The organism is Dietzia sp. Cai40 (assembly GCF_014145165.1).
GTDB lineage: Bacteria > Actinomycetota > Actinomycetes > Mycobacteriales > Mycobacteriaceae > Dietzia > Dietzia natronolimnaea.
Genome location: NZ_JAALEB010000309.1, coordinates 1 through 4030 on the forward strand (window position 1 = coordinate 1; position 4030 = coordinate 4030).

Genomic DNA, 4030 nt, shown 5'->3' on the forward strand with positions numbered 1-4030 from the left:
CTGACTGGCCTGACTGCGCGGGCCGGCCCGACTGGCCCGATTGGCCCGACTGCGCGGGTTGACCGGATCTGCCGGACTTCTGGCCCTGGCCGCCCTGGCTGCTCCGGTGGTGCTGGGGCTTGTCCTGTCCCTGCGCGGTCCGCTGGCCGTCGGAGCGCTGGCCGGAGCTGCGCTCGGAGCCCTGACCAGCGGAATCCGAGGTGGGCGTCACGGATCCGGCGGCCCGCCGTGCACGACGCCGCCGCGGCGGGTTAGCGCGCGGTTCGACGGGGCGTTCGGCTTCGGACACCCATCGATGCTACCGGCCGGTGTCGCGTGTTCCGTAAATCGTCGGCGTGCCGCCCGCGGATACGGTCAGGTCAGGTGTCGGCGGGTGGGCCACGGCTAGAGTCCGCGACATGAGCTCAGGATCCGCAGGCCACGCCCTGGTCCTCCGTCACCGGGCCAAGCCGGGGCGGCGGGACGAGCTGGTCGAGGTGTGGCGCCGGCACATGCCGGACGCGGTGCAGGCGAACGACGGGCACCGGGCGTACGTGTTCTGCGCGTCCCACGCCGACCCCGACGTCCTGCTGGTGTTCCAGCAGTACCGCGACGCCGCCGCGGCACAGGAGTTCCTCGGAAACCCCGCGTACCTGGCGTACCTGGAGGAGTCGGGTGACCTGTTGACCGGCCCCCCGGAGGTCGAGGCCGTGGAGCCGCTGTGGTCCAAGGTGGCCGGACCGACTCGGTAAGGTCTCCGCTGTGACAGCCCGCAACCCCCACCCAGACCCGCGCGCCTCATCGGACCGCCACGACGCGGCGGTGTTCTCCGGACTGCAGGACGGACCGGGGACCCCGCCCGATCCGGCGGAGTACGAGGCGCGGCGGGTGCGGCTCCTGGCGGGCGCCCAGACGACTCTCAACGACCACGCGGACGTGGTGGCCCCTCTCGCGGCCGCGTTCGGCGAGGCCGGCCACGAGCTCTACCTGGTCGGCGGAAGTGTGCGCGACGCCCTCCTCGGTCGACTCGGCACCGACCTGGACTTCACCACCGACGCGCGACCCGACACGGTCCGCGGCATCCTCGAGTCCTACGCGGACACCGTGTGGGACACCGGGATCGAGTTCGGCACCCTCTCGGCGGTCAAGCGCGACGCCTCCGGTATCGAGCAGCAGATCGAGATCACCACGTACCGCGCGGACTCCTACGACGGGGTGACCCGGAACCCCGAGGTGGTCTTCGGCGACACCCTCGAGGGCGACCTGGTCCGCCGCGACTTCACGGTCAACGCCATGGCGGTGCGCCTGCACCCCGACGGGCGTCACGAGTTCTGCGACCCGCTCGACGGGATGGACGCTCTGCTCGCCGGGGTGCTGGACACCCCTGCCGCCCCGGAGCAGTCGTTCTCCGATGATCCGCTGCGCATGCTGCGCGCCTGCCGGTTCGTCTCCCAGCTGGGCTTCTCCCTCGCGCCGCGGGTGTTCCGGGCGATGACGGAGATGACCGCCGAGATCGACAGGATCACCGTCGAACGGGTCCGCGCCGAGCTGGACAAGACCATCCTCGGCGACTACCCGATCGACGGGATCAACATGCTGTGTGAGGCCGGACTGGCCGACCGCGTGCTCCCCGAGGTGCCGGGGATGAAGCTGGAGCGCGACGAGCACATGCAGCACAAGGACGTGTACTGGCATTCGCTCACCGTCCTCAAGCAGGCCATCGACCTGGAGCCCGAGGGGCCGGACCTGGTGCTGCGCTGGGCGGCGCTGCTGCACGACGTGGGCAAGCCCGCCACGCGTGCGGCCAAACCCGGCGGCGGTGTGACGTTCCACCACCACGAGGTGGTGGGCGCCAAGATGGTGCGCAAGCGGATGCGCGCCCTCAAGTACTCCAAACAGATGATCGAGGACGTCTCGGGACTGGTCTTCCTCCACCTGCGCTTCCACGGGTACGGCGAGGGGCAGTGGTCCGACTCGGCCGTCCGCCGGTACGTCTCCGACGCGGGCGATCTGCTCCCCCGCCTCCATCGGCTGGTCCGGGCGGACTGCACCACCAGGAACAAGCGACGCGCGGCCAGGCTCCAGGCCAGCTACGACTCCCTGGAGCACCGCATCGCCGAGATCGAGGAGAAGGAGGACCTGGCCCGGGTCCGGCCGGATCTCGACGGCAACGAGATCATGACGCTGCTCGACCTCAAGCCCGGGCCCGACGTCGGCCGCGCCTGGGCGTTCCTCAAGGAGCTTCGCCTGGATCGCGGCCCGCTGGACCGTGACGAGGCGGAGGCCGAACTCCTCCGCTGGTGGGCCGGGCGGAACGACCGCCCGGAGAACGGCGACCCGGCGTGATCGGCGGCGCGGTCGACCGCTATCTCGCCTCGACCGCGGGCAGGGCCGTGGCGGCCTTCCTGGCGCTGCTCGGCACGATCCTCCACACGGTCGGCATCCCGGGCCTCCAGCAGCTCCCCCCGTACCGCATCGACCTGGACGTGTACCGCGTCGGCGGGCAGGTCTTCCGCGACGGAGGCGAGCTCTACGGCGAGCTCCCCCGGCTGGCGGAGGGCGCCGACCTGCCCTTCACCTACCCCCCGCTGGCAGCCCAGATCTTCTCCCTGTTCACCCTCGTCCCGCTGGCGGCGGCGTCGGTCATCATCACGCTGGCCACCATCGCGGTGCTCGCCTACGTGGTGCAGCTCGTCCTCACGCGCACCTGTGACCGCCCCCACCGTGAACTGTGGTGGATCACGGTCGCCGTGATGGCCGTGGCGCTGTGGTTCGGCCCGGTGCGGGAGACGATCGGGTTCGGTCAGGTCAACGTGTTCCTCATGGCGTTGGTGTTGGTCGACGTCATCCGCGGCCGGGGCCGCTGGTGGGGTGGGAGCCTCACCGGTCTTGCGATGGCGATCAAGCTCACCCCCGCGGTGTTCCTGCTGTACTTCGCGCTGCGTCGCGACTGGCGGGGCCTGGGGACGGCGGTCCTCGCCGCCCTGGCCTTCACCGGCATCGGACACCTGTTGACCCCGGACGATTCGGCCCGCTACTGGTCGTTCGCCATCCGGGATCCCGCCCGTATCGGCGGGTTGTCCTTCACGTCCAATCAGTCGGTCAACGGGCTCGTGCACCGCCTGGGTCTGGAGGACACGGCGGCGACGGTGGCGTGGTTCGTGGTGTCCGCCCTGGTGGGACTCGGTATCGCCTGGGTGGCGTGGCGGTTGCTGCGTCGCGGCCACGAGGTCGCCGCCGCGGTCGCGGTGGGGTTCGTCGCCCTGTTCTGCTCGCCGGTGTCCTGGGGACACCACTGGGTGTGGTCCGTGCCGGCCGTCGTGCTCACGGTGGTGTGGGCGGCACGCGCCGCCGGGAGGGACGACGACGACGAGCGCGGCTGGCTCGTCCTGGCCGGGTCCGGCATCGTGGTCTTCCTGACCACACCGCAGTGGTGGTTCCCCCACGACGAGGGGCGTGAGCTCGCGTGGGGGCCGATCCAGCACCTGGTGGGTGACGCCTACCTCGTCTGGGCGGTGGCCTTCCTCGTCGTCGTCGGCATCCGGGCCGCTCGGCTCGGCGACCCCGACCGGTACGGCGATCCGGACACGCCGGCGCTCCTCGTGCGCGGCGGCACCCGCTGACCGAGTCCGTCAAGGTCAGGGGCGGTTCTGTGGAGAGCGGATCGGTTGTCCACAGATTGCCGCTCGGCACTGGTCCGGCCCGGCCGTCCGCGACACCATTCCGGGCATGGACTACTTCTTCGGAGACGGCGTCGGTGAGCCGACGCAATGGCAGGGTGCGCCTGAACTCACCCTCGGGACCGGTGCCGCGGACGCGCTGTGGCTGGATTTCGACGGCGACGGGTACGCCGACGACGCACTGTGGGACTCGGACCTCGACGGGGTCGCCGACCGCGTGGTGACCGATGTGGGTACTGATGCCCAGGCGGTCTACTCGGACGCGGGCGGCCGCGGGGTGTGGAACGTCTTCGCGGGTGGGGCCGGTGCCCTGGCGGCGGGGTCCGTGGGGGCGGGCTCGCTCGGCGCGGGCTCCGCCGGTGGTGGCTCGG

At 71.4% G+C, this 4030-nt stretch carries 3 protein-coding genes and 2 pseudogenes; 4 read left to right on the forward strand and 1 reads right to left on the reverse strand.

Annotated features, from left to right (window positions below; translation table 11 throughout):
• Positions 1-289 (reverse strand): annotated as a pseudogene (locus tag G6022_RS16715) (hypothetical protein); the annotation flags it as partial.
• Between the two features lie 109 nt (positions 290-398).
• Between G6022_RS16715 and G6022_RS11945 the strand changes: the two are divergent.
• From G6022_RS11945 to G6022_RS11960, 4 genes and pseudogenes are all read left to right on the forward strand, one after another.
• Positions 399-731, forward strand: a complete 333-nt coding sequence (locus tag G6022_RS11945) for an antibiotic biosynthesis monooxygenase (protein WP_179523994.1) — start codon at positions 399-401, stop codon at positions 729-731.
• 70 nt (positions 732-801) lie between these two features.
• Positions 802-2325 (forward strand): CCA tRNA nucleotidyltransferase, encoded by a 1524-nt coding sequence (locus tag G6022_RS11950; RefSeq protein WP_182639444.1) that lies wholly within the window; start codon positions 802-804, stop codon positions 2323-2325.
• Positions 2322-3602 carry a glycosyltransferase 87 family protein gene (locus tag G6022_RS11955; RefSeq protein ID WP_182639443.1) on the forward strand — a complete coding sequence of 427 codons (1281 nt, stop codon included), beginning with the start codon at positions 2322-2324 and terminating at the stop codon, positions 3600-3602. Before G6022_RS11950 ends, G6022_RS11955 begins: the two co-directional genes overlap by 4 nt.
• A 106-nt stretch (positions 3603-3708) precedes the next feature.
• A pseudogene (locus G6022_RS11960) lies at positions 3709-4030 on the forward strand (hypothetical protein); the annotation flags it as partial.